Raw genomic sequence first — 20,098 nt, 5'->3', positions numbered from 1 at the left:
TCGGCTGTGGTAATGGTGGTTTCGTGACGCTTACTGTTGCGCAGATCGACGTGGAGACCGACCGGCTGGTGGGGGAGTGGCTCCCCCTTTCCAAGGTCGCGGACAGGCTGGGGCTGTCCATCGGGCGGGCCAAGCAGCTTCTGAAGGACAAGAAGCTCGTCGGCGCCCGCAGAAACGGCGGCGAACCGAACATCCCGGCCGTGTTCCTGGCGGACGGGGACGTCCTCAAGGGGCTTCCCGGCACGCTGACCGTTCTGTCCGACGCGGGCTACACCGATGTCGAGGCGATTCGGTGGCTGTTCACGCCGGACCCGTCGCTCCCCGGTTCGCCGATCGACGCGGTCGTCGCGGGACGGCACACCGAGGTCAAGCGGAGGGCGCAGGCGCTGGGATTCTGATCCCGGCGGCCCGTGGCATTGTGGTCGGGTGACCGACACCCGGCGAGAGCGACTCGCGCATGCCAGGCTCTATCTCTGCACCGATGCCAGGAAGGACCGCGGCGATCTCGAGGACTTCCTCGACGCGGCCCTGGCAGGCGGAGTGGACATCGTCCAGTTGCGAGACAAGGGACTGGAGGCGCGTGAGGAGCTCGAACTGCTCGGTGTCTTCCGTGCGGCCTGCGACAGGCACGGTGCGCTCCTGGCGGTGAACGACCGGGCGGACATCGCCCACGCCGCCCGCCCGGACATCCTTCACCTGGGCCAGGACGACCTGCCCGTCGAACTCGCGCGGGACATCCTCGGGCCCGACATCATGATCGGCCGGTCCACGCACTCAGTGGAGGAGGCCGCCGCCGCGGCGGTGCAGCCCGGCGTCGACTACTTCTGCTGCGGTCCCATCTGGCCCACGCCGACCAAGCCCGGCCGCCCCGCGCCCGGGCCCGCCCTGCTCAAGCACGCCGCCGATCTCGGCGTCAGCCGGCCCTGGTTCGGCATCGGCGGGATCGGACCAGACACGATCGACGAGGTCATGTCGTACGGCGTGCGCCGCGCCGTCGTGGTGAGGGCGATCACCGAGGCCGACGACCCCCGGGCGGCGGCGGCCGAACTGCGGGCACGGCTCACCGCGTTTCCGCTCTGACCAGGCGGGACCTCCGCCGAAGCCCGGGCGTGGTCGGCCGCCCGGGGCATGCGTGCGCCCGGCCCCGTGGCCGCGACCGGTTCCGGCGCCGGCTCCCGGCCGGTGTTCTCAGGTCCGCCGGGACGTGGCCGCCACGGCGAGGGCCGCGAGAGCCGTCCGGGCGCTCTCGTCGATGGGGGCCTGGTCGAGCGCGTGGAGCGCGTCGTCGAGGAACCGCTTGATCATCTCCTCGCACGCCGACAGGGCACCGGTGTCCACGATCACCGAACGGAGCCGCTCGACCCCGTCGGCGTCGAGCAGCGGATCCCCGAGCAGGGCGTGCACGGTCTCCGCCTGGGCGGGGGAGGCCACCGACAGGGCCCGGGCGATCAGGATGGTCCGCTTGCCCTCACGCAGGTCGTCCCCCGCGGGCTTGCCCGTCTCCGTGGGGTCGCCGAAGACGCCGAGGATGTCGTCGCGGAGCTGGAACGCGATGCCCACCTGCTGGCCGTACTGGACGCAGAGCCTGTCGATCCACGGGTGCTGGGCCTGGGCGGCGAGCACGAGGCCCAGCCGGAGCGGCTGTTCGACGGAGTATTTGCCGCTCTTGTAGAGGGCGACGCGGAGCGCGCCGTCGAGGGTGCTCTCTCCCTGGGCCTGTTCCAGCAGATCGAGATACTGCCCGGACATGAGCTCGGTCAGCATCTGCTCGTGTACCGGCTGGGCCGCCGCGAGCGCCTCGGGCCCCATGCCGCTGTTGCGCCACATCTCCCCGGCCCAGATGAGGAGCAGGTTGCCCAGCAGGACGGCGGCGCCCTCCCCGAACTGCTCCGCGGATCCGTGCCACCCCGCCTGCCGGTGAATCTGCTCGAACTTGCGGTGGACGGCGGGCATGCCGCGGCGCACGTCGCTGGAGTCCATCACGTCGTCGTGGATGAGCGCGCTCGCCTGCAGGAGCTCGAGTGAGGCGGCGGCGGCGTGCAGCGCGGGGTCGTCCCCGCCGCCGGCGGCCCGCCAGCCCCAGTAACAGAAGGCCGGCCGGAGCCGCTTCCCGCCCGCGAGGAAGTCCTCCGCCGTGTTCAGCAGGACGGCCAGCTGAGGGTCGGCGAACAGGGGGCGCTGCCTTTCGACGAACATGCGCAGAGAACGGTCCACCTCCGGGCGAATGAGGTCGAAAGGGGCGGCGGAAGCGGTCATGCTTCGAGGGTAACCGCGGTTGATCCAACGTCCTATCTGGAGATGCTCCTGGTGCCACTGTTGTGTGATGGATACCGCACCGTGCGTGCCCTCGGGGCGGGGCCTTGAGCGTCGGCCCGGGTTGACGCGACCTGTAACGTTGGGCCCATGGCTCTCGGTCTTCCGTCAAGGCTTCCCGAACGAGTTCCGACGGTCCGCGAGCTGCTGGCCGCGGGCGAGCGGTCGTTCTCGTTCGAGTTCTTCCCTCCGAAGACCGACGAGGGCGAGCGTCAGCTGTGGCGGGCGATCCGTGAGCTGGAGGCGTTGCGCCCCACGTTCGTGTCGGTGACCTACGGCGCCGGCGGTTCCACCCGTGACCGCACGGTGGACATCGTCGAGCGGCTCGCGCACGAGACGACGCTCACGCCGGTCGCCCACTTCACGGCGGTCGACCACTCCATCCGCGAGCTGCGCCACCTGATCGGCAGGTTCGCCGACGCCGGCGTCCGCAACATCCTCGCCGTACGTGGAGACCCACGCGGGGCGGACCCCCTGAGCGACTGGATCAAGCATCCTGAGGGCGTGCTGTACGCCGAGGAACTGGTCCGGCTGATCCGCCAGGCGGGCGACTTCTGCGTCGGTGTGGCCGCCTTCCCCTACAAGCACCCGCGGTCGGCGACGATCGAGTCCGACACCGAGTACTTCGTCCAGAAGTGCCGGGCGGGCGCTGACTACGCGATCACGCAGATGTTCTTCAGGGCCGAGGACTACCTGCGCCTGCGTGACCGGGTCGCGGCGGCGGGCTGTGACACGCCGATCATCCCCGGCATCATGCCGGTCACCCAGATGAGCACCATCGCACGGTCGGAACAGCTGTCGGGCGCGCCGTTCCCGGCCAAGGTGGCCGCGCGCTTCGAGGCGGTCGCCGACGATCCCGTCGCCGTTCGCCGCCTGGGCATCGAGCACGCCGCCGAGCTGTGCCGGACCCTCCTCGACGAAGGGGCGCCGGGCATCCACTTCATCACCTTCAACCGGTCGAGCGCCACGCGCGAGGTGTTCCAGGCGCTGTCCCCGGCAGGCGCGGCCGTACGGCACTGACCGGCGGGTCTCACCCGACCGGCGGCGGCAGGGGCAGCGCGGCACCGGCGATGGCGTAGTCCTCGTAGCCGCCGGGGAAGACGAACTGCGTCATGAGGTCGGCGAAGCCGACGTCGCGGTAGAGGTGGCGGGCGGCCGTCGGCGCGTCGTGGGTGGACAACACGGCCGTGCGCTCGCCGCGGCCTTCACAGAGCCCGTGGATCATCCGTCGGCCGATGCCCTTGCCCTGATGATCGGGGTGGACGTGGACCTCCGCGATCTCCAGGGCGTCCCCGAACCACTGCTCCGCGATCCGGTCGCCCGCCCGGTCGCGCAGGGCGCGGCGGACGACGTCGTGCCACCACTGCCCGGGCGTGCCGTGAAAGCCGTAGGCGAACCCGACGATCTCCGGCGCCTCCGCGAGCATGCACACGAAGTCGGGATACGTCGCGTGGTTGCGCATGATGGCGAGGCGGCCGGGGAGCTGATCCGGCGGGGGACGCATGGCCGCGGCGTAGATCGTCAGCACCGTGTCGAGTGCCGCGACGAACCGGTCGGGCCCTACGCGTCGGAGTTGGATCACTTTCCGGACCCTAGCAAAGACGACGCGCCCGGCTCCCGCCGGTGAGGAGTGGCAGGCGGATTCTTCCGCGGCTCCCCGGGCCAGCCGTGTCCATCTACGACGCCCGCGGCTCACCCGACCTCTGCCGCCGCGCCTCCGGTGATCTTGAGGAGCTCGCCGTACGTCGTGGGGAAGACCGTGTGCGGGTGCCCCGCGGCCGCCCAGACGGTCTCGTGCTCGTCGAGCCAGGTGTCGACCAGCGTGCGGACCGGAGCGGGATGCCCGATCGGCGCGACGCCGCCGATCGGCTGGCCGGTGTGCTCCCTGACGAACTCAGGAGTGGCCCGCCGCACCTTCCGCGCCCCCACGAGACCCGCGACCAGGTCGGTGTTCACGCGGTGGGCACCGCTGGTGAGCACGAGCAGGGGGGCGTCGTCCGCGTTGAAGATCAGGCTGTTCGCGATCGCCCCGATCTCGCAGCCGAGCTGGGCGGCCGCCGTGGCGGCCGTGGGCGCGCTGTCCGCCAAAACCACGATCTCGCTCTCGATTCCGTGCGAACGGAGCGCTTCGGCCACGCGGGCGACGTTGGGATGCAACTTTTCTGGCACGCGGTCACTCTAAACACGGTGAGTGGGCATAAGCGATCCGTTGTCGTCACTTGATCCCGCGATGGGACGCACCCACCATACCCAGAGGATCCCTCGATCCAATTTGGTCCGAACGAGAGGTTGGTCCCTATGAGGGGACGACGGAAGCTGGCCGCCGCCGCACTGGTCACGGTGGGGGCCGTGACGCTGATGGCGGGCGGTCTGTCCGGGGCCGCGCGGGCGCGGACGGACACGACGCGGATCACCGCCGTGCAGGCGGGGACGACCGCCTCGCAGCTGGGAACCGCGCTCCAGGGGAGCGCGCTGACGACGGCGCCCGCCTTCACGGCGCCGTCGAAGACGCTCAAGTACGGCGCCAAGGGCGCGGCGGTCAAGACGCTGCAGAAGAGGCTCAAGCAGCTCGGCTACGTGCCGGGGAAGGTCGACGGCGTCTACGGCTCGGGCACCCGCGCCGCCGTCTGGGCCTTCCAGAAGGTCCAGGGCATCAAGCCCACCAGCACGGTGGCGTCGAAGACGTGGAACGCGCTGGAGAAGCCGAAGACGCCCAAGGTCCTGGTGCCCAAGGGTAAGCCGACCAGGGTCGAGATCAACCTCACCAAGCAGATCATGGTGTTGTACCGCGGCGGCAAGCGGACGCTGATCTCGCACATCTCCTCCGGCAGCGGGATTCCGTACACCGAGTGGGTCGTGTGGAACGGGAAGCGGCAGAAGTTCTCCGGGAGCGCCAGGACGCCCACGGGCAACTACAAGACGACGTGGCGCGTGAAGGGCTGGCACACGTCCTACCTGGGGTCCCTGTACAACCCGATCTTCTTCAACGGCGGAATCGCGCTGCACGGCGCGACGTCGGTCCCGCTGTACCCCGCGTCCCACGGGTGCGTGCGGCTCCCCATGCCCGTCGCGCAGATCCTGCCCGGTCTGCTGGGCAAGGGCGTGCCCGTCCACGTCCGCGGCAAGTTCGTCCGCTGAGTGCGGTCCCGGCTCTTAGGGTCGGCGACCGCCGACAGGAACCGAGGCCTCGCGCGACCTCGCGCGGGGCCTTCGCCGTCCCCGGACCAGTGTGTTCGGCGGGGGAAATCGAATGCGTGTTCGCTCTCATCCTTGACATGCACCGCTATCGAATCTATGTTCGATGTAGTGGGCGTGAGACTCGCGGCTCGCGCCCACCCCGTTGGACCCGTGCCTTCGTCGTCGGCGGAGACGAACGCGGCACGGCCCGCGGCGTGGGCCGGACGGGGAGAGGGGAAGCTCCTCGTCCGGCCGGCCTCGGGAGTGCCCGCGGTGCTCGGGAATTCCATGTCGTCATCGGAGATTGCTGACCTCGGCGGAATTGTCAGTGGGATCTGTAACTGTGATCTCACCGGCGATCACCGCCGGCTGCCACGACTCGAGGAGGCGGGCATGACTGGACAGATCGAAGAGCGGAGCGGGCCCAGGGTCTCGCAGACCGTCCTGACGCATCTCGGCGATGCCAGGACGTGCCTGGCGGACGCGACCGTGGGGCGCACACCCGCCGACAGGTACGTCTCGGCCCACCTGGCGGCCCTCCGGGCGGCCGCGGCCATCCTCGCGGCGCGGCCCCGGCCGATGGACGGCAGGAAGCGGCGCCTGCGCAGTGCCTGGGAGCTGCTGCCGGAGGCGGAGCCCAAGCTCGCGGACTGGGCGGCCTACTTCGCGGTCAGCGCGACCAAGCGGGCGGCGGCCGAGGCCGGCATGATCCGGGTAGTGACGCCCCGGGACGCCGAGGAACTCATCACCGAGGCCGACCGGTTCGTCGGCGAGGTCGAGGCAATCCTGGGAGTCCCCGGCCAGCCGGCCCTGCCGATGGCCGGGTAGGGACCCCCGCACGGCGGCGTCCGGGCGCGATGGCTCAGACGGCGTCGCGTTCGAGCGGACAGCTCATGCAGCGCGGGCCGCCCCTTCCACGGCCGAGTTCGCTGCCCCGGATCGTGATGACCTCGATTCCGTTCCCGCGCAGGTAGTCGTTGGTCGTGGTGTTTCGCTCGTAGGCCATGACGACACCCGGCTCCAGCGCCAGCACGTTGCACCCGTCGTCCCACTGCTCCCGCTCGGCTGAGCGCACATCCTGCGCCGGCGTCAGGATCTTGATGTCGTCCAGGTCGAGTGCCCGCGCGATGGCCTGGTGCATCTCCTCAGGGGCATGGTCGGTGACCTTGAGCTCCTTCTCGTTGTCCCCCGGCTCGATCGTGTACGACGGGAGCATGCCGAGCCCGGCGTACTTGGTGAACACCCCCACGTCGACGTTGGTCATCACCGTGTCGAGATGCATGAAGGCCCTGGCCTTCGGCATGTCCAGCGCCACGATCCTGGTGGCCGAGCCGGCGGCGAACAGGCTCGTGGCCAGCATCTCGACCGCCTGAGGCTGCGTGCGCTCGCTCATCCCCACCAGCACGACGCCGCGGCCGAGCACCAGGACGTCGCCGCCCTCGATGGTCGCCGGAGCGGTCCGGGTGCCGTGGCACCAGACATGGAAGCCGCCCTGCTCCGGCCGGTCGAAGCCCGGGGCGAACGCGGGATGCCAGCGGTAGACGGCCTCGTAGTTCACCGTCTCCCGCCTTCGCGCCTTCTTGCGCATGGCGTTGATGGACACGCCGTCGTACACCCAGCACGAGGTGTCGCGCGTGAACATGTGGTTGGGCAGCGGAGGGAGGACGAAGTCGTCGGCCTTCATGGTGTGGAACGCGATCGACTTCGGATCGCAGCCGAGTTCCATGATCTCGCGCTTGGTGATCCCGCCGGTCAGGAAGGGCGCGAGCGTCGCCGCGTCGAGGGCGTCGAGGGAGTTCCTGATCGCGTCGGCGGCGAGGGGGCCGAACCAGCGCTCGTCCACAGTGCCGTCGAGGATGTGCTTCCTGGCCTCGGGGACGGCGATGGTCTCCTCGATGAGGTCGCCGAGCAGCCGGACCTGGACGCCGCGCGCCGCGAGGGCCTCGCGCCACTCCTGGTGCTCCTCCAGCGCGCGCTCCACCCAGAGCACGTCGTCGAAGAGCAGGTCGTCCTTGTTGGAGGGGGTGAGCCGCCTCAGCGCCAGTTCGGGGATGTGCACGAGGACCTGGCGGAGCCGCCCGACCTCAGAGCCGACATGAAAGGCCATTTCCCGTCATATCTTCGTTTATCGGGTCAATCTCCGCAACGGACCGGGGGCGGTCCGCCGGTCGTCCGGGGGGACCGATGCGCCGCGCGGCCGCTCACCTGCGACCATGCCAAGCGCGGGACGGCGTTCGCGTCCGGCCTGCGACTACGCCAAGCGCAGGGCGGCATGCGTCCGAGCCGCCACGGCCCGGACGATCGACTTCGCGGCAGGTCCCGAGTGCCCGTCTCCGGAACACCGGCCGCCCGCCTCTCCGGAGCAGAGGCGGACGGGGCCGGGTCAGAAGGACTCGACGGCCCGGCGGGCCTCCGCGTCGAGCACGCCCCAGCTGATGAACTCCTCGGTCAGCTCGACCGGCGACTTGTCATAGATGACGGCGAGCGAGCGCAGATCCTCCTGGCGGATCGACAGCACCTTGCCGTTGTAGTCGCCACGCTGGCTCTGGATGGTCGCGGCGTAACGGGCGAGCGGCCCGGCCTTCTCCTTCGGCAGCTGTGAGAGCCGCTCAAGGTCGATGACAAGCTTCGGCGCCGGCGCAAGCGGGCTGGGCGCGGCGCCTCCGGGGAGCAACTCGGAAACGGGCACCCCGTAGAAGTCGGCGAGCTCGGCGAGCTTCTGAACCGTCACAGCACGGTCGCCACGCTCGTAGGAGCCCACGACGACGGCCTTCCACCGGCCGCGCGACTTCTCCTCGACCCCGTGCAGGGACAACCCCTGCTGGGTGCGGATGGCGCGGAGTCGTGCGCCCAGGGACTTGGCGTAGTCAGACGGCATTGGATGGCCCCCGGCTTTCTATGTCTGTTCTCACTTGATTCTGCGTCCTCGGCCCGAGCGTGCCGAACACCGGGGTTGCGCCTGAGCCAGGCACCATCGGTGACCATTGCGTCGGGTTTTACCCAGGAAGGTCGCGAGTTGTGGTTACGGACAGTGACGGTAAAGCCGCCACTGTCAAAGGTCAAGCCGATTGGAAAAAAGAGCGCGAAACAGTGTTCTGGCCGAAATCCCCGACACGTGCCGCAGCCAGGGAGTTTCGGACCACTCCACCGTAGGCGACGAGACGGTTGGTTCCGTACATCGTCCCTGGCGAGAGGGCGTCTGAAGCCGCCCTGGTAGCCTGAACGGGCTGAACACCCTTTTAAGACCCGTCCCGTGAGGCGGGAAAGGTGGTGACTTTTCGATGTCCGACGTCCAGAACCAGGCACACGCCGTGCTGGAGGGCCCCGACATCCATCGGGCTCTCACCCGCATCGCGCACGAGATCCTCGAGCGCACCAAGGGCGCGGAAAGCGTCGTCCTGCTGGGCATCCCCACACGCGGCGCGACGCTGGCCCGCCGGCTCGCCGATCGCATCGCCCAGTTCGAGGGGCTCAAGGTCCCGGTCGGTTCCCTCGACATCACGATGTACCGCGACGACCTGCGTCTGCGTCCCGCACGCCCGCTCGGCCGCACCGAGCTGCCGCCCGACGGGATAGACGGCAGGACCGTCGTGCTCGTCGACGACGTCCTCTACTCCGGCCGGACGGTGCGCGCCGCGCTCGACGCGCTCAACGACGTGGGCCGGCCCCGGGCCGTCCAGCTCGCCACGCTCGTCGACCGCGGCCACCGCGAGCTGCCCATCCGCGCCGACTACGTGGGCAAGAACCTGCCGACCTCCAAGGCGGAGAAGGTCAAGGTCTATCTGGAGGAGACCGACGGCCGCGACGCCGTCCTGCTCATCAAGGAGGAGGCCCGATGAGGCACCTGATCTCGGCGGGCGAGCTCTCCCGCGACGACGCGCTGCTCGTGCTCGACACCGCGGAGGAGCTTGCGAGGGTCTCCGACCGGTCGATCAAGAAGCTGCCGACGCTGCGCGGCCGCACGGTGGTCAACCTCTTCTACGAGGACTCCACCCGCACCCGGATCTCGTTCGAGGCCGCGGCCAAGCGCCTGTCCGCCGACGTGATCAACTTCTCGGCCAAGGGGTCGAGCGTGTCCAAGGGCGAGTCGCTCAAGGACACCGCGCTCACCCTCGAGGCCATGGGCGCCGACGCCGTCGTCATCAGGCACGGCGCATCCGGCGCGCCCCACCGCCTCGCGACCTGGGTCCGCGGCAGCGTGGTGAACGCCGGCGACGGCACCCACGAGCACCCGACCCAGGCGCTGCTCGACGCGTACAGCATGCGGCGGAGACTGGGCCGGCTGGAGGGGCTCAAGGTCGCCGTGGTCGGCGACGTCCTGCACAGCAGGGTCGCCAGGTCCAACGTGCTGCTCCTGCACACGCTCGGCGCCGAGGTGACCCTCGTCGCGCCGCCCACGCTGCTGCCGGTGTCGGTCGAGACCTGGCCGTGCCAGGTGTCCTACGACCTCGACGCCGTGCTGCCCAAGGCGGACGTCGTGATGATGCTGCGCGTCCAGCTTGAGCGGATGAACGCCTCCTACTTCCCCTCGGCGAGGGAGTACAGCCGCCGCTACGGCCTCGACCGCGACCGGTTCGCCCGGCTGCACGACGACGCCATCGTCATGCACCCCGGCCCGATGAACCGGGGCATGGAGATCTCGGCCGAGGTCGCGGACTCGCCCCGGTCGACCATCGTGGAACAGGTCGGCAACGGCGTGACGGTCCGCATGGCCGTCCTCTACCTGCTGCTGGGCGGTTCCGAGCCCGCGATCGGGGGCACCGCGTGAGCACCCCGAACACGCCGGGCGACATCGAGGGAGACCTGTGAACACCATCCTCATCAAGGGCGCCGCGATCCTCGGCGGCGACCCTGCCGACATCCTCGTGCGGGACGGCGTGATCGCGGAGATCGGCGACCTCGCCGGAACGGCCGCCGAACTCACCGTCGACGCCGCCGGCCTGGTCGCGCTGCCGGGCCTCGTCGACCTGCACACCCACCTGCGCGAGCCGGGCAGGGAGGACGCCGAGACCGTCGAGACCGGCACCCAGGCGGCGGCCCGCGGCGGATACACCGCCGTCCACGCCATGGCCAACACCTCACCGGTCGCCGACACCGCAGGCGTCGTCGAACAGGTCTGGCGGCTCGGCCAGGAATACGGTCACTGCGACGTCCAGCCGGTCGGCGCCGTGACCTCGGGCCTTGAGGGCAGGCGGCTCGCCGAGCTGGGCGCGATGGCCGACTCGGCCGCCCGCGTCCGCGTCTTCTCCGACGACGGCAAGTGCGTCTCCGACGCCGTGCTGATGCGCCGCGCGCTCGAATACGTCAAGGCGTTCGACGGGGTCGTGGCCCAGCACGCCCAAGAGCCCAGGCTGACGGAGGGCGCCCAGCTCAACGAGGGCGAGGTCTCCGGCAGGCTGGGCCTGAACGGCTGGCCGGCGGTCGCCGAGGAGGCGATCATCGCCCGCGACTGCCTCCTCGCCGCGCACGTCGGCTCCCGCCTGCACGTGTGCCACGTCTCCACCGCCGGGTCCGTGGAGATTCTCCGCTGGGCCAAGTCGAAGGGCTGGGACGTCACCGCCGAGGTCACCCCGCACCACCTCCTGCTCACCGACTCCTGCGCGGAGTCCTCGCCGGTCGGGCCGTACAACCCGATCTACAAGGTGAACCCGCCGCTGCGGACGGAGGAGGACGTGCGGGCGCTGCGCGAGGCGCTGGCCGACGGCACGATCGACTGCGTCGCCACCGACCACGCCCCGCACCCGGTCGAGGACAAGGAGACCGAGTGGGGCGTGGCGGCCATGGGGATGATCGGCCTGGAGACCGCCCTGCAGGTCGTCCAGGAAGCCATGGTCGACACCGGCCTGCTCGACTGGGCGGGCGTCGCCGACCGCATGTCCGCGCGTCCGGCGCGGATCGGCCGCCTCGCCGGCCACGGCCTCCCCATCGAGGCCGGGGCCCCCGCCAACATCACCCTGTACGACCCCTCGCCGCGGGCCCTCGTGGACCCGTCGGCGATGGCCTCCCGCAGCCGCAACACGCCCTATGAGGGCATGACGCTGCCGGGCCGGGTCGTGGCCACGTTCCTGCGCGGCCGTCCGACCGTTCTCGAAGGGAAGCTCGTATGACCGCTCTGCTCGTGCTCGAGGACGGGCGCGTCTTCGAGGGGAAGCCCTACGGAGCCGTGGGGGAGACGTTCGGTGAGATGGTCTTCAACACCGGCATGACCGGTTACCAGGAGACCCTGACCGACCCGTCGTACCACCGGCAGATCGTCGCGATGACCGCACCGCACATCGGCAACACCGGCGTCAACGAGGACGACCCCGAGTCCGGGAGGGTGTGGGTCGCCGGATACGTCGTGCGCGAGCCGTCCCGCATCCCGTCGAACTGGCGGTCCACCCGGACGCTCGACGACTACCTGCGCGACCAGGGCGTCGTCGGCATCGCCATGCGGGGCACCCGTGCGCTCACCCGCCACCTGCGCGAACGCGGCGCCATGCGCGCGGGCGTCTTCTCCGGCGAGGCGGCCCTCGCGCCGGTCGCGGAGCTGGTCGAGCGGGTACGGCTCTCGCCGAGCATGGAGGGGGCCGACCTGGCCGAGGAGGTCAGCACCGCGCAGCCGTACGTCGTCGAGGCGCGCGGGCCCCGCCGGTTCCGCGTGGCCGCGGTCGACCTCGGAATCAAGGCGATGACGCCGGAGCGGATGGCCGAACGCGGCTGCGAGGTGCACGTGCTCCCCGCGAGTTCGACGGCGGCCGACATCCTCGCCCTCGAGCCCGACGGAGTCTTCTTCTCCAACGGCCCCGGCGACCCCGCGACGGCCGACCACGCCGTCGAGGCACTGCGCGGCGTGCTCGGGGCGGGCGTGCCCTTCTTCGGCATCTGCTTCGGCAACCAGATCCTCGGCCGCGCGCTCGGCCTGGGCACCTACAAGCTGCGCTACGGCCACCGCGGGGTCAACCAGCCCGTTCAGGACCGGCGCACCGGCAAGGTCGAGATCTCGGCGCACAACCACGGCTTCGCCGTACAGGCTCCGCTGGACGGGCCCTTCGACACGCCGTACGGCCAGGCCGAGGTGAGCCACGTCAACCTCAACGACGGATGCGTCGAGGGGTTGCGGCTGCTCGACCGGCCGGCGTTCAGCGTCCAGTACCACCCCGAGGCCGCGGCCGGGCCGCACGACGCGGCCTACCTGTTCGACGAGTTCTGCGACGTGATGAGAAGCAAGATGGGGGCCCACAGTGCCTAAGCGCACGGACATCAGGTCGATCATGGTGATCGGCTCCGGGCCGATCGTCATCGGGCAGGCGTGCGAGTTCGACTACTCGGGCACGCAGGCGTGCCGCGTCCTGCGGGCCGAGGGCTTCCGGGTGATCCTGGTCAACAGCAACCCGGCCACGATCATGACGGACCCGGAGTTCGCCGACGCCACCTACGTCGAGCCGATCACGCCGGACATCATCGAGAAGATCATCGCCAAGGAGCGGCCCGACGCGCTGCTGCCCACCCTGGGCGGCCAGACCGCGCTGAACGCGGCGGTCGCGCTGCACGAGGCGGGCGTGCTGGACAAGTACGGCGTCGAGCTGATCGGCGCCAACTTCGACGCCATCCAGGCGGGGGAGAACCGCGAGCGGTTCAAGGAGATCGTCGCCAAGGTCGCGGCCGAGCGGGGCCTCAACGCCGAGTCCGCCCGCAGCGTCGTCTGCCACACCATGGACGAGTGCCTCCGCGGCGCGCAGGAGCTGGGTTACCCGGTCGTCGTGCGGCCCTCCTTCACCATGGGCGGGGTCGGCTCGGGGTTCGCCCACGACGAGACCGACCTGCGCCGCATCGCCGGAGCCGGGCTCGACGCGTCCCCGACCACCGAGGTGCTCCTGGAGGAGTCCATCCTCGGCTGGAAGGAGTACGAACTCGAGGTCATGCGCGACCGCCGCGACAACGTCGTGATCGTGTGCTCGATCGAGAACATCGACCCGATGGGCGTCCACACCGGCGACAGCGTGACCGTGGCGCCGGCCCTGACGCTCACCGACCGCGAGTACCAGAACATGCGCGACGTCGCGATCGCGGTCATCCGCGAGGTCGGCGTCGACACCGGGGGCTGCAACATCCAGTTCGCGGTCGACCCGGCCACCGGGCGCATGATCGTCATCGAGATGAACCCGCGGGTCTCCCGGTCCTCGGCCCTGGCGTCGAAGGCCACCGGCTTCCCGATCGCGAAGATCGCGGCGAAGCTGGCCATCGGCTACACGCTCGACGAGGTGCCCAACGACATCACCAAGGAGACGCCGGCGTCGTTCGAGCCCTCCCTGGACTACATCGTCGTCAAGGTGCCGCGGTTCGCGTTCGAGAAGTTCGCCGGGGCCGACCAGACCCTGACGACCCACATGAAGTCGGTCGGCGAGGTCATGGCCATCGGCCGGTCGTTCCCCGAGGCGCTCCAGAAGGCCCTGAGATCGCTGGAGAAGAAGGACTCGTCCTTCACCTGGGCGGGAGAGCCCGGCGATCTGTCCGAGCTGCTCGGCGCCTGCCGTACGCCGCATGACGGCAGGCTGCGCACGATGCAGCAGGCCATCCGCGCCGGGGCGACCCCCGAGCAGCTCTTCGAGGCGACGCGGATCGACCCCTGGTTCGTCGACCAGCTCTTCGCGATCGACGAGGTGGCCCGCTCGATCCGCGGCCTCGACGGGGAGACCCTCGCCACGGCCAAGCAGCACGGCTTCAGCGACGCCCAGATCGCCGAGATCGTCGGCTCGGACGAGGCCTCCGTCCGGGCCTCGCGGCACGGGCTCGGCCTGCGGCCCGTGTACAACACGGTGGACACCTGCGCCGCCGAGTTCGCGGCGCGCACGCCGTACCTCTACTCCACCTACGACGAGGAGACCGAGGTCCCGTACGGCGACCGCCCCAAGGTGATCATCCTCGGGAGCGGGCCCAACCGGATCGGCCAGGGCATCGAGTTCGACTACGCCTGCGTCCACGCCTCCTTCGAGCTGGCCAGGGCCGGTTACGAGACCGTCATGGTCAACTGCAACCCCGAGACGGTCTCGACCGACTACGACACCTCCGACCGGCTCTACTTCGAGCCGCTCACGCTGGAGGACGTGCTGGAGGTCGTGCACGCGGAGCAGGAGACGGGCCCGGTCGTCGGCGTCATCGTCCAGCTCGGCGGGCAGACCCCCCTGGGCCTCGCCCAGGCGCTCAAGGACGCCGGAGTGCCGGTGGTCGGCACGTCGCCGGAGTCCATCCACCTGGCCGAGGAGCGCGGCGCGTTCGGGCAGGTGCTCGCCGAGGCCGGGCTGCCCGCGCCCAAGTTCGGCACCGCGAGGACCGTGGCCGACGCGCAGGCCGTCGCGGCGGAGATCGGCTACCCCGTGCTGGTCAGGCCGTCGTACGTCCTGGGCGGGGCCGGCATGGCGATCGTCTACGACGACGACACCCTGCGGACCTACATGTCCAAGGCGGCGACCGACCACCCGGTCCTCATCGACAGGTTCCTCGACGACGCCATCGAGATCGACGTCGACGCCCTGTTCGACGGCGAGGAGCTCTACCTCGGCGGCGTCATGGAGCACATCGAGGAGGCCGGCATCCACTCCGGCGACTCGGCGTGCGCCCTGCCGCCGATCACGCTGGGCGGCTTCGACATCAAGCGGATCCGCGCCGCCACCGAGGCCATCGCCCGGGGTGTGGGCGTCCGCGGGCTGCTCAACGTGCAGTACGCCATGGCCGCCGGGGTCCTCTATGTCCTGGAGGCCAACCCGCGGGCCAGCCGTACGGTGCCGTTCGTGTCGAAGGCGACGGCCGTGCCGCTCGCCAAGGCCGCGGCGCGGGTCATGCTGGGCGCGACGATCGCGGAACTCCGGGAGGAGGGCATGCTGCCGGCCACCGGCGACGGCGGCACGCTGCCCCTGGACGCGCCGATCGCCGTCAAGGAGGCCGTGCTGCCGTTCAACCGCTTCCGCGGCGTGGACACCGTGCTGGGCCCGGAGATGCGCTCCACCGGAGAGGTGATGGGCATCGACGAGTTCTTCGGCACGGCGTTCGCCAAGTCGCAGACGGCGGCCTACGGGCCGCTGCCGACCAAGGGGCGGGCCTTCGTCTCGGTGGCGAACAAGGACAAACGGGCCGTCATCTTCCCCGTGAAGGCGCTCGCAGACCTCGGGTTCGAGATCCTGGCGACGGAGGGTACGGCAGAGGTGCTGCGCCGTAACGGCGTACGTGCCAAGATCGTGCGCAAGCAGAGCGACGGGACCGGTCCCGACGGTGAGCCGACGATCGTGCGGCGGATCCACGACGGCGAGGTGGATCTCATCGTCAACACGCCGTTCGGCAGCCCGGGGCAGTCCGGCCCGCGGCTCGACGGCTACGAGATCCGCACCGCCGCCGTGCTGCGCGGCATCGCCTGCATCACGACGGTGCAGGGGCTCGCCGCGGCCGTTCAGGGCATCCAGCACATCGTCAGGGGCGACGTGGGCGTACGGTCACTCCAGGAGCACGCGCGGAGGCTCAAAGAGTAGGGGAGGAACGGCCGGTGGCGGCTAGTCCGGTGCAGGTGACGGGAACGGTGCTGACGACGCGCCGGGTGGACGCCTACCATGCGCTCACGGTCGTCGCGCCGGGCGTCGCCGACCGGACCCGTCCCGGCCACTTCGTCGGCGTGGCGGTCGGCGGCCCGAGCACGTCCATGCTGACTCGGCGGGCCTTCGCCATCCACGACGTCAAGCCGGACTACGGTGGCACGGTGGAGCTGGTGTTCACCGTGCGCGGCCCCGGCACGGCCTGGCTGGCCGACCTGCGCGCGCGGGACACCCTCGACCTGGTCGGACCGCTCGGCCGGCCGTTCCCGCTGCCCCGAGACCCCTGCACCTGCGTGCTGGTAGGCGGCGAGTACGGCTCGGCCTCGCTGTTCGCCCTGGCCGACGCGCTGCAGCAGCGCGGGTGCCGGATCGACTTCGTGCTCGGCGCGCCGAGCGCCGACCGGGTCTTCGGCGCGCTCAGGGCCCGCCGCATGGGGGAGACCACCACGCTGACCACCGAGGACGGCTCGATCGGCATGCGCGGAAAGGTCACCGACGTGCTTCCCGGGGTGATCGCCGACACGAGGGCCGACGTGGTCTACGCGTGCGGCCCGATGGCGATGTTGCAGGGGGTGACGGCGGTCGCGGTCGAGTTCGACATCCCGGTCCAGGTGGCCGTCGAGGAGGCCATGGCGTGCGGCATCGGCGTGTGCATGACCTGCGTGCTGCCGGTGATCGGCGACGACGGGGTGACCCGCATGGTCAGGGCCTGCACCGACGGGCCGGTCTTCCGGGGGGAGCGCGTCCGGTTCGAGGACGTCGGCACCATCCCGTTCGACGCTCTGGGCGCGCCGGGGGGACGCCATGTGTGAGCACGGGTGGGGTGAGCGGCGATAGGAGCCGACCTCCGTAGCTACATCGCCCACGTCGAACTGCCCAACCCCGTGCTGACCGCCTCCGGATGCGGAGGAACGGGCCGGGAGCTGGCGCAGTTCTTCGACGTCACACGGCTCGGCGCCTTCGTCACCCGTTCGATCACGATGGCGCCGCGGGCCGGCCGTCCCACGCCGCGCATGGCGGAGACGCCGTCGGGCCTGCTGAACGCCGTGGGCCTCCAGGGCCCCGGCGTCGAGGCCTTCCTGACGCAGGAGCTGCCGTGGCTCGCCGAGCGGGGCGCGCGCACCGTCGTGTCCATCGGCGGCGGCACCGTGGCCGAGTACACGGCGCTGGCGCGCCGCCTCGCCGACGCGCCGGGCGTCACGGCCGTCGAGGTCAACCTGTCGTGCCCGAACATCGAGGACCGCGGCAGGGTGTTCGCCCGCGACGGGTCGTCGGCGGCCGAGGTGGTGGCCTCGGTCCGGGCGGCGACGCGGTACGACGTCCCGGTGATCGCCAAGCTCGCCTCCGACGTGGCCGACATCGTGGCCGTCGCGCGCTCGTGCGTCGACGGGGGCGCGGACGCCCTCGCCATGATCAACACTCCGGTCGGCATGAGCGTGGACGTGGACAGCATGCGGCCCGCGCTCGCCGCGGGCACCGGAGGACTGTCGGGTCCCGCGATCCGGCCCATCGCCGTGCGCTGCGTCTGGCAGGTCCACGCGGCGCTGCCCGGGGTGCCCATCATCGGAATGGGCGGCGTGACGAGCGGCAGGGACGCGCTGGAGTTCGTCCTGGCGGGGGCCTGCGCGGTCGCTGTGGGCTCGGCGCTGTTCCATGACCCGTACGCCTGCCCCCGCATCCAGAGGGAGCTTGAGGAGCTTCTCACGGAGCGCGGCTTCGACCGTCTCGCGGACGCCGTCGGACTTGCCCACCATCCCCCGGGGTCAGGTCCCCGGGGCAGAACCGATCTGGAAGAGAGTTCTCTGTGACGACGTCCGCTCCCATAGCCGTCGCGCTGGACGCGCCCGACCTGGAGACCGCCGCCCGCTGGGCGGCCCTGGTGACGCCACACGTGTCGACGGTGAAGGTGGGGCTCGAGCTCTACCTGCGCTACGGCCCCGACGTGATCGCCTCGGTGCGCGGGGCGAGCGGGGTCCAGGTCTTCCTCGATCTCAAGCTCCACGACATCCCGAACACCGTGGCGGGCGCCGCGCGCGCGGTCGGCAGGCTGAAGCCGGCCATCCTCACCGTCCACGCGTCCGGCGGGCCCGCGATGATCAAGGCCGCCGTCGAGGCGGCGCCGAACACCCAGATCGCGGCCGTGACACTTCTCACGTCGCTGTCCGAGGCCGATCTCGCCCGGATCGGTGTCGAGGGCGCACCCGTCGACGCGACGCGCCGGTTGGCGGCGATCGCGGTCGGCGCGGGCGCGCAGGCCCTCGTCTGCTCGCCGCGCGAGGTCGCCGCGGTGCGCGCGGAGGTGGGGCCGGGCATCACGCTCATCACCCCGGGTGTGCGGCCCGCCGGTGCCGACACTCAGGATCAGGCAAGAGTAGCGACTCCGGAGGAGGCCCTGAGCCAGGGGGCCGATCTTCTTGTCATCGGCCGCCCGATCACCGGCTCGGCGGACCCTGGAGCGGCCGCTGCGGGCATCGCCGCGGCATTGCGGCGCGTAAGCCACGGAGCCTTCTGAGGCGGGCTCGGCGCGGCAGCCATGGAGCCTTCTGAGGCGGGCTCGGCGCGGCAGCCATGGAGGCCTCTGAGGCGGGTGCGGCGCGGCTCCGAGGCGTCGCGCCGCGCGGGCCGGTGAGACTCCCGCTTCGTCCTCAACGCGTCGGTCGTGGGGGTTCCGCGGCGGCGCTCAGGGCACCGTACCGGGGCCGTTGCATGCCCGATTTGCGTGATTTGAGACACCGAAACCGCGGCACGGGAAGCCCTCTGCGCCTACGACCGGGCGGGTCTGCGCGGTGGTCTCGCGGGGGCCTCGAGAGGGCCGTTTCGCGGGTCGATCGGGGCTCGCGCGGGTCGCTCGGTTACAGGGCTGATGGGGCGGTTTTCATAGACAAAGCGTGATAATTACATTACCAAAAGTAGTAGAATCAAGTTTGTGGGCACGGAAACAGCCCTTGACGTTGCCGGAAGGGGCATAGACCAGCTAGTTTCCCCTCCCGTCCGAGTACATCGACAGAAATTCGAGGTGACCCGGCGTGGCTCTTCCTCCCCTGACCCCCGAGCAGCGCGCCGCAGCTCTTGAGAAGGCTGCCAAGGCACGCAAGGAGCGTGCCGAGGTCAAGAACCGGCTCAAGCACGGCGGGGTTTCTCTGGCTGAGGTGCTGAAGGATGGGCAGACCGACGACGTCATCGGCAAGATGAAGGTCTCGGCTCTGCTGGAGTCGCTCCCTGGCGTCGGCAAGGTCCGCGCCAAGCAGCTCATGGAGCGCCTTGGTATCGCCGAATCCCGCCGTGTGCGGGGTCTCGGCGCCAACCAGCGCGCCTCCCTGGAGCGCGAGTTCGGCGGCGCCGAGAGCTGATCTCGGTTTCGCACGAACGCGTATCACGGGGGTACGGAGTGACCGACAGGTCTTGGTCCGCTGAGAATCGGGCCCACGAGGCAGCCGCTTCCAGCGGATCCGAGACGAGTGGCGGTGGCTCCACGCCCCAGAACCGACGCCTGACGGTCCTGTCCGGTCCGTCGGGCGTCGGGAAGTCCACGGTCGTCGCCGAGCTCCGGCGGTCGCACCCCGAGGTGTGGCTGTCGGTCTCGGTGACCACCCGTAAGCCCCGTCCAGGCGAGAAGCACGGAGTCGAGTACTACTTCGCCGACGACGAGGAGTTCGACCGGCTCATCGAGTCCGGGGAGCTCCTGGAATGGGCCGAGTTCGCCGGCAACCGCTACGGGACGCCGCGCACCCCGGTCATGGAGCGGCTCGCGGCCGGAGTGCCGACGCTGCTCGAGATCGACCTTCAGGGCGCGCGTCAGGTCCGGTGCAGCATGCCGGAGGCCCAGCTCGTCTTCCTGGCCCCGCCCACGTGGGAGGAGCTGGAGCGCCGCCTGCGCGGTCGCGGCACCGAGCCGCCCGACGTCGTGGCCCGCCGGCTCGAGGCCGGTCTGGTCGAGATGGCGGCCGAGAAGGAATTCGACGTCACACTCGTCAACACATCCGTCAAGGACGTGTGCCACCGGCTGATAGCCTTGATGAGAAGTTCATCTAGCTAGAGGAATCAAA

General features: G+C 70.6%; 20 protein-coding genes. 15 read left to right on the top strand and 5 right to left on the bottom strand.

The genetic code is table 11. The annotated features are described in order from the left end of the window. The first annotated feature begins 23 nt into the window (after positions 1–23). Positions 24–398: an Rv2175c family DNA-binding protein gene (locus tag Pka01_RS01185; RefSeq protein ID WP_203880621.1), complete on the top strand. Its 375-nt coding sequence runs from the start codon at positions 24–26 to the stop codon at positions 396–398. A gap of 28 nt (positions 399–426) precedes the next feature. Then, entirely contained in the window at positions 427–1,080 is a 654-nt protein-coding gene (gene thiE, locus Pka01_RS01180; RefSeq protein ID WP_203880965.1) for a thiamine phosphate synthase, read from the top strand. Between the two features lie 108 nt (positions 1,081–1,188). Here thiE and Pka01_RS01175 read toward each other — a convergent pair whose 3' ends face one another. After that, positions 1,189–2,256 carry a polyprenyl synthetase family protein gene (locus Pka01_RS01175; protein ID WP_203880620.1) on the bottom strand — a complete coding sequence of 356 codons (1,068 nt, stop codon included), beginning with the start codon at positions 2,254–2,256 and terminating at the stop codon, positions 1,189–1,191. A gap of 147 nt (positions 2,257–2,403) precedes the next feature. On the opposite strand from Pka01_RS01175, the gene metF reads away from it, so the two are divergent. Further along, positions 2,404–3,333 carry a methylenetetrahydrofolate reductase [NAD(P)H] gene (gene metF / locus Pka01_RS01170; RefSeq protein WP_203880619.1) on the top strand — a complete coding sequence of 310 codons (930 nt, stop codon included), beginning with the start codon at positions 2,404–2,406 and terminating at the stop codon, positions 3,331–3,333. A 10-nt stretch (positions 3,334–3,343) separates the two neighbouring features. Here metF and Pka01_RS01165 read toward each other — a convergent pair whose 3' ends face one another. Together Pka01_RS01165 and Pka01_RS01160 are read right to left on the bottom strand one after the other, a co-directional pair. After that, positions 3,344–3,895: a GNAT family N-acetyltransferase gene (locus Pka01_RS01165; protein WP_239114618.1), complete on the bottom strand. Its 552-nt coding sequence runs from the start codon at positions 3,893–3,895 to the stop codon at positions 3,344–3,346. A 110-nt stretch (positions 3,896–4,005) separates the two neighbouring features. Next, positions 4,006–4,482, bottom strand: a complete 477-nt coding sequence (locus Pka01_RS01160) for a YbaK/EbsC family protein (RefSeq protein ID WP_239114617.1) — start codon at positions 4,480–4,482, stop codon at positions 4,006–4,008. 129 nt (positions 4,483–4,611) lie between these two features. Between Pka01_RS01160 and Pka01_RS01155 the strand changes: the two genes are divergently transcribed. Together Pka01_RS01155 and Pka01_RS01150 are read left to right on the top strand one after the other, a co-directional pair. After that, complete coding sequence (locus Pka01_RS01155) at positions 4,612–5,451, top strand: L,D-transpeptidase family protein (RefSeq protein WP_203880618.1); 840 nt, start codon at positions 4,612–4,614, stop codon at positions 5,449–5,451. A 432-nt stretch (positions 5,452–5,883) separates the two neighbouring features. Next, entirely contained in the window at positions 5,884–6,318 is a 435-nt protein-coding gene (locus tag Pka01_RS01150; RefSeq protein ID WP_203880617.1) for an SAV_6107 family HEPN domain-containing protein, read from the top strand. A gap of 34 nt (positions 6,319–6,352) precedes the next feature. Here Pka01_RS01150 and Pka01_RS01145 read toward each other — a convergent pair whose 3' ends face one another. Further along, complete coding sequence (locus Pka01_RS01145) at positions 6,353–7,597, bottom strand: arginine deiminase (RefSeq protein ID WP_203880616.1); 1,245 nt, start codon at positions 7,595–7,597, stop codon at positions 6,353–6,355. A 276-nt stretch (positions 7,598–7,873) separates the two neighbouring features. Continuing rightward, complete coding sequence (gene bldD, locus Pka01_RS01140; RefSeq protein ID WP_203880615.1) at positions 7,874–8,368, bottom strand: transcriptional regulator BldD; 495 nt, start codon at positions 8,366–8,368, stop codon at positions 7,874–7,876. Between the two features lie 403 nt (positions 8,369–8,771). Between bldD and pyrR the strand changes: the two genes are divergently transcribed. The 10 genes from pyrR (at position 8,772) to gmk (ending at position 20,088) form a co-directional block, all read left to right on the top strand. After that, entirely contained in the window at positions 8,772–9,329 is a 558-nt protein-coding gene (pyrR, locus tag Pka01_RS01135; RefSeq protein WP_203880614.1) for a bifunctional pyr operon transcriptional regulator/uracil phosphoribosyltransferase PyrR, read from the top strand. Next, positions 9,326–10,258, top strand: a complete 933-nt coding sequence (locus Pka01_RS01130; protein ID WP_203880613.1) for an aspartate carbamoyltransferase catalytic subunit — start codon at positions 9,326–9,328, stop codon at positions 10,256–10,258. Before pyrR ends, Pka01_RS01130 begins: the two co-directional genes overlap by 4 nt. 37 nt (positions 10,259–10,295) lie before the next feature. Beyond that, positions 10,296–11,597 (top strand): dihydroorotase, encoded by a 1,302-nt coding sequence (locus tag Pka01_RS01125; protein WP_203880612.1) that lies wholly within the window; start codon positions 10,296–10,298, stop codon positions 11,595–11,597. Then, positions 11,594–12,721 (top strand): glutamine-hydrolyzing carbamoyl-phosphate synthase small subunit, encoded by a 1,128-nt coding sequence (gene carA, locus Pka01_RS01120; protein WP_203880611.1) that lies wholly within the window; start codon positions 11,594–11,596, stop codon positions 12,719–12,721. The genes Pka01_RS01125 and carA overlap by 4 nt, the downstream gene beginning before the upstream one ends. Further along, a complete protein-coding gene (gene carB, locus Pka01_RS01115; protein ID WP_203880610.1) occupies positions 12,714–15,992 on the top strand; it encodes a carbamoyl-phosphate synthase large subunit in 3,279 nt (1,092 codons plus the stop codon). The genes carA and carB overlap by 8 nt, the downstream gene beginning before the upstream one ends. A gap of 14 nt (positions 15,993–16,006) precedes the next feature. Next, positions 16,007–16,864, top strand: coding sequence for a dihydroorotate dehydrogenase electron transfer subunit (locus tag Pka01_RS01110; protein WP_239114616.1), 858 nt, complete (start codon positions 16,007–16,009; stop codon positions 16,862–16,864). A 21-nt stretch (positions 16,865–16,885) separates the two neighbouring features. Beyond that, on the top strand, positions 16,886–17,860 hold the full coding sequence (locus Pka01_RS01105) for a dihydroorotate dehydrogenase (RefSeq protein ID WP_203880922.1): 975 nt from the start codon (positions 16,886–16,888) through the stop codon (positions 17,858–17,860). Further along, positions 17,857–18,564, top strand: a complete 708-nt coding sequence (gene pyrF, locus Pka01_RS01100; RefSeq protein WP_203880609.1) for an orotidine-5'-phosphate decarboxylase — start codon at positions 17,857–17,859, stop codon at positions 18,562–18,564. Before Pka01_RS01105 ends, pyrF begins: the two co-directional genes overlap by 4 nt. Before the next feature lie 514 nt (positions 18,565–19,078). Next, complete coding sequence (gene mihF, locus Pka01_RS01095; RefSeq protein ID WP_203880608.1) at positions 19,079–19,402, top strand: integration host factor, actinobacterial type; 324 nt, start codon at positions 19,079–19,081, stop codon at positions 19,400–19,402. A gap of 140 nt (positions 19,403–19,542) precedes the next feature. Next, on the top strand, positions 19,543–20,088 hold the full coding sequence (gene gmk / locus Pka01_RS01090) for a guanylate kinase (protein ID WP_239114676.1): 546 nt from the start codon (positions 19,543–19,545) through the stop codon (positions 20,086–20,088). The last annotated feature ends 10 nt before the right edge of the window (positions 20,089–20,098 follow it).

The organism is Planotetraspora kaengkrachanensis, assembly GCF_016862895.1.
GTDB classification, from domain to species: Bacteria; Actinomycetota; Actinomycetes; order Streptosporangiales; family Streptosporangiaceae; genus Planotetraspora; species Planotetraspora kaengkrachanensis.
Note: the sequence above shows the minus strand (reverse complement) of the source record. Positions and strands in the feature narration are given on the sequence as shown.

What these genes read in the sequence shown, in the direction of transcription:
- carA (WP_203880611.1), top strand. Translation starts at nt 11,594, where the DNA reads ATGACCGCTCTGCTCGTGCTCGAGGACGGGCGCGTCTTCGAGGGGAAG.
- Pka01_RS01155 (WP_203880618.1), top strand. Translation starts at nt 4,612, where the DNA reads ATGAGGGGACGACGGAAGCTGGCCGCCGCCGCACTGGTCACGGTGGGG.
- Pka01_RS01145 (WP_203880616.1), bottom strand. Translation starts at nt 7,597, where the DNA reads ATGGCCTTTCATGTCGGCTCTGAGGTCGGGCGGCTCCGCCAGGTCCTC.
- metF (WP_203880619.1), top strand. Translation starts at nt 2,404, where the DNA reads ATGGCTCTCGGTCTTCCGTCAAGGCTTCCCGAACGAGTTCCGACGGTC.
- Pka01_RS01175 (WP_203880620.1), bottom strand. Translation starts at nt 2,256, where the DNA reads ATGACCGCTTCCGCCGCCCCTTTCGACCTCATTCGCCCGGAGGTGGAC.
- Pka01_RS01150 (WP_203880617.1), top strand. Translation starts at nt 5,884, where the DNA reads ATGACTGGACAGATCGAAGAGCGGAGCGGGCCCAGGGTCTCGCAGACC.
- bldD (WP_203880615.1), bottom strand. Translation starts at nt 8,368, where the DNA reads ATGCCGTCTGACTACGCCAAGTCCCTGGGCGCACGACTCCGCGCCATC.
- Pka01_RS01130 (WP_203880613.1), top strand. Translation starts at nt 9,326, where the DNA reads ATGAGGCACCTGATCTCGGCGGGCGAGCTCTCCCGCGACGACGCGCTG.
- pyrR (WP_203880614.1), top strand. Translation starts at nt 8,772, where the DNA reads ATGTCCGACGTCCAGAACCAGGCACACGCCGTGCTGGAGGGCCCCGAC.